At 67.7% G+C, this 3,474-nt stretch carries 4 protein-coding genes and 2 pseudogenes; 3 read left to right on the plus strand and 3 right to left on the minus strand.

Annotated elements, in window-relative coordinates; all coding sequences use genetic code 11:
- A pseudogene (locus QOC69_RS16535) lies at positions 1-305 on the minus strand (translation elongation factor Ts); the annotation flags it as partial.
- A gap of 1 nt (position 306) precedes the next feature.
- Positions 307-1,149, minus strand: a complete 843-nt coding sequence (rpsB, locus tag QOC69_RS16540; RefSeq protein WP_526441420.1) for a 30S ribosomal protein S2 — start codon at positions 1,147-1,149, stop codon at positions 307-309.
- 307 nt (positions 1,150-1,456) lie between these two features.
- On the opposite strand from rpsB, the gene QOC69_RS16545 reads away from it, so the two are divergent.
- From QOC69_RS16545 to QOC69_RS16555, 3 genes and pseudogenes are all read left to right on the plus strand, one after another.
- Positions 1,457-1,945, plus strand: a complete 489-nt coding sequence (locus QOC69_RS16545; RefSeq protein ID WP_526441422.1) for a M23 family metallopeptidase — start codon at positions 1,457-1,459, stop codon at positions 1,943-1,945.
- 16 nt (positions 1,946-1,961) lie between these two features.
- Positions 1,962-2,183, plus strand: a pseudogene (locus tag QOC69_RS16550) (LLM class F420-dependent oxidoreductase); the annotation flags it as partial.
- 8 nt (positions 2,184-2,191) lie between these two features.
- On the plus strand, positions 2,192-2,341 hold the full coding sequence (locus QOC69_RS16555) for a hypothetical protein (RefSeq protein ID WP_526441424.1): 150 nt from the start codon (positions 2,192-2,194) through the stop codon (positions 2,339-2,341).
- Here QOC69_RS16555 and QOC69_RS16560 read toward each other — a convergent pair whose 3' ends face one another.
- Entirely contained in the window at positions 2,342-3,256 is a 915-nt protein-coding gene (locus tag QOC69_RS16560) for a tyrosine recombinase XerC (protein ID WP_526441426.1), read from the minus strand. It lies immediately after the preceding gene.
- Between the last annotated feature and the right edge of the window lie 218 nt (positions 3,257-3,474).

Genomic DNA, 3,474 nt, shown 5'->3' on the forward strand with positions numbered 1-3,474 from the left:
GTCGCCTTGGCCGCTGCCGCGGCGGTGACGACCAGGTCGGCGAGCGCCTGGAACTCGGCGTTCTTCGCGACGAAGTCGGTCTCGGAGTTGAGCTCGACCAGCGCGCCGTCCTTGGCCACCACCAGACCTTCGGCGGTGGCACGCTCGGCGCGCTTGCCGACGTCCTTGGCGCCCTTGATCCGCAGCAGTTCGACAGCCTTGTCGAAGTCGCCGTCGGCCTCAACCAGCGCGTTCTTCGAATCCAGCATTCCGGCGCCGGTCAAGTCCCTCAGCTTCTTGACGTCGGCAGCGGTGTAGTTCGGCATCTCAGCCTTCCGTGGTTGTCTCGGTCGGGGTGGGGGCAGCAGCGGCGTCGGTCGCGGCGGCCGGAGTGCCGGGGGCCGTTGCGCTGGCCAGCAGCTCCTGCTCCCACTCGGGCAGCGGCTCGGCACCCTCGACCTCTGGCTTGTCGCTGCCCGCGCCCGAACGGGCCTGCAGGCCCTCGGCGACCGCGGACGCGATCACCTTGGTCAGCAGCGCGGCCGAGCGGATCGCGTCGTCGTTGCCCGGAATCGGGTAGTCGACGAGGTCGGGATCGCAGTTGGTGTCCAGGATCGCAATGACGGGGATGCCCAGCTTGCGGGCCTCGGATACCGCGAGGTGCTCCTTGTTGGTGTCGACGATCCAGATCGCCGACGGCACCTTCTGCATGTCCCTGATTCCACCCAGGGACCGCTCCAATTTGTTCTTCTCGCGCGTCAGCATCAGGATTTCCTTCTTGGTGCGACCCTCGAAGCCACCGGTCTGCTCCATGGCCTCGAGCTCCTTGAGGCGCTGAAGGCGCTTGTGCACGGTGGAGAAGTTGGTCAGCATGCCGCCCAGCCAGCGCTGGTTGACATACGGCATGCCGACGCGGGTCGCCTCGTCGGCGACCGACTCCTGCGCCTGCTTCTTGGTGCCGACGAACATCACCGAACCGCCGTGAGCGACGGTCTCCTTGACGAACTCGTACGCCTTGTCGATGTAGGTCAGCGTCTGCTGCAGGTCGATGATGTAGATGCCGTTGCGGTCGGTGAAGATGAACCGCTTCATCTTGGGGTTCCAGCGACGGGTCTGATGCCCGAAGTGGGTGCCGCTGTCAAGCAGCTGTTTCATGGTCACTACGGCCATGGTTTGCCCAGCTTTCATTGTCGGTTGTCGCCCGGCATCGGGTGATGCCTGGCCCTGGCGTCTGCTGCGATGCCGGACCCGTCGTGAGACGGGACCGCCCGGCATGCGAGTGCAACCCTGGAACTACGGGGCTGCGCACAGGCGCGCGAAGTCAACTCGCTGATGCAAGTTGCGGGACTGAGTTTACACCGTTGACATGCGTGCTTTTGCCATCGCCGGTGCACTGGACGCTCCACAGTGGCTGCGTCATCCACAGATGGGCCGCGGGGGCCTTCCGGCCGGTGCCGCGGCGCGCTGAACTGGGCTGATGAGATTTCTGGCCATGCTGCTGACCGTCGGCCTGGTGTGGGCGGCCCCGGCAATCGCCGAGGACGGCCGGTTGGACTGGCCGCTACGCCCCCGACCTGGCGTTCTTCGAATGTTCGACGCGCCGTCGCCGAACTGGAACCGTGGCCACCGCGGGGTCGATCTGGCGGGCGTACCTGGTCAGGCGGTGTACGCCGCCGGTGCGGGCACCGTGGTGTTCGCGGGCAGGCTCGCCGACCGGCCGGTGGTGTCGATCGCCCATCCCGGGGGCCTGCGCACCAGCTATGAACCCGTCCAACCCGTCGTGCGGGCGGGTCAGCGCGTGACCGCCGGGACGGTGCTCGGCGAGTTGGTCGCGGGCCATCCCGGCTGCGGCGTGTGCCTGCACTGGGGCGCGATGTGGGGTGCCGCCTCGCGCGCCGCCTACGTCGACCCGCTGGGTTTGGTGGTGACGACACCGGTCCGGCTCAAGCCGCTGCGCGGCCCGTGACGCCTACCGTCGAATCATGTCCGTCGCTTCGGAGACACATCGTTCCCGACCCTTGCGCTTCGGTCTCACCACCGCGCTACCCCGCGGGGTTGAGTTCCGCGACTTCGCGGTGACGGTCGAGGACGCCTGCTTCGACGTTCTGACGTTCCCGGACCACCTGGTGCCGACGCTGTCCCCATTCGCGGGCGCGACGGCTGCCGCGATGGCGACTACCCACCCGCACACCGGAACGCTGGTTCACCGTTCGTGTTGATCGGCACGCACGAACAGATGGCCGAGGCACTCATCGAGCGGCGCAACCGATTCGGCGTGAGTTACTGGAGCGTGTTCGACGCGTGGGCGGGCAGGCCGTCGGCGCTGCCGGACATCGCGAAGGTCATCGGTCTGCTTCGGTGATCACGCCCGCGGGTGGGCCTGATCGTGCACTGCGCGCAATCGGGCGACCGTGACGTGGGTGTAGAGCTGCGTCGTCGCCAGCGTCGAGTGGCCCAAGAGTTCCTGAACCACCCGCAGATCGGCACCGCCCTCGAGCAGATGCGTGGCCGCGCTGTGCCGCAAGCCGTGTGGGCCGATGTCAGGTGCCCCGTCGACGGCGGCCATCGTCTGGTGCACGACGGTGCGGGCCTGCCGCGGATCGATCCGCTTGCCACGCACGCCCAACAGCAGCGCCGGCCCCGACGTCTCGGTCGCGAGGGCGGGTCTGCCGTCGGCCACCCAGGACTTGAGCGCGCGCAGCGCGGGTTCCCCGAACGGCACCGTGCGCTGCTTGTTGCCCTTGCCAAGCACTCGCAGAAGCCGACGCGAGAAGTCGACGTCGTCGAGGTCGAGGCCGCACAACTCGCTCACGCGTATCCCCGTGGCGTAGAGCATCTCCACGACCAGCCGGTCCCGCAGCGCGAGCGGATCTCCTTGCTGCGCACCCGATTCGGCGGCATTCATGGCGTCGATCGCCTGGTCCTGACGCAGCACGGCGGGCAGGGTGCGATGCGCCTTCGGGACCTGCAGCCGGGTGGCCGGGTCGGCGTCCATCAACCCCGATCGCGATGCCCACGCGGTGAACGTCTTGACCGCCGACGTGCGGCGGGCCAACGTCGTTCGTGCGGCGCCTGCGCCGGCCTGGGCCGCCAACCACGATCGCAGCACGGGCAGTGTCAGTTGGGTCAGTGCGACGTCCGGTGAGCGCTCGCCGAGGAACGCGAACAACGACCGGAGGTCACCGAGGTAGGCGCGGCGGGTGTGGTCGGAACGGCCGCGTTGCAGCTCGAGGTACTCGTCGAACTCCTCGAGCACCGCCTCGACTGCTGGTCCCATGCCCCCACCGTCGCAGAGTTCAGTGCTTGGGCGCGTGAGGCGGGGACGTGTGTCGGGCGCGAGAGCGGCCGCAGTACCAGAATCGTTCCACGACAGCAGAATTCATCCACAGGCGCACTGGCTCGTAATCCCGTGTGTCACTTTAGGTTTCTGGTGTCACATTCGCGGATTCTTGTCGGTGGATCGAACTATTGTTCGAGTATGGCTCCGGATGCGGC

The organism is Mycobacterium sp. (assembly GCF_032162105.1).
In the GTDB taxonomy this organism is placed as follows: Bacteria; Actinomycetota; Actinomycetes; order Mycobacteriales; family Mycobacteriaceae; genus Mycobacterium.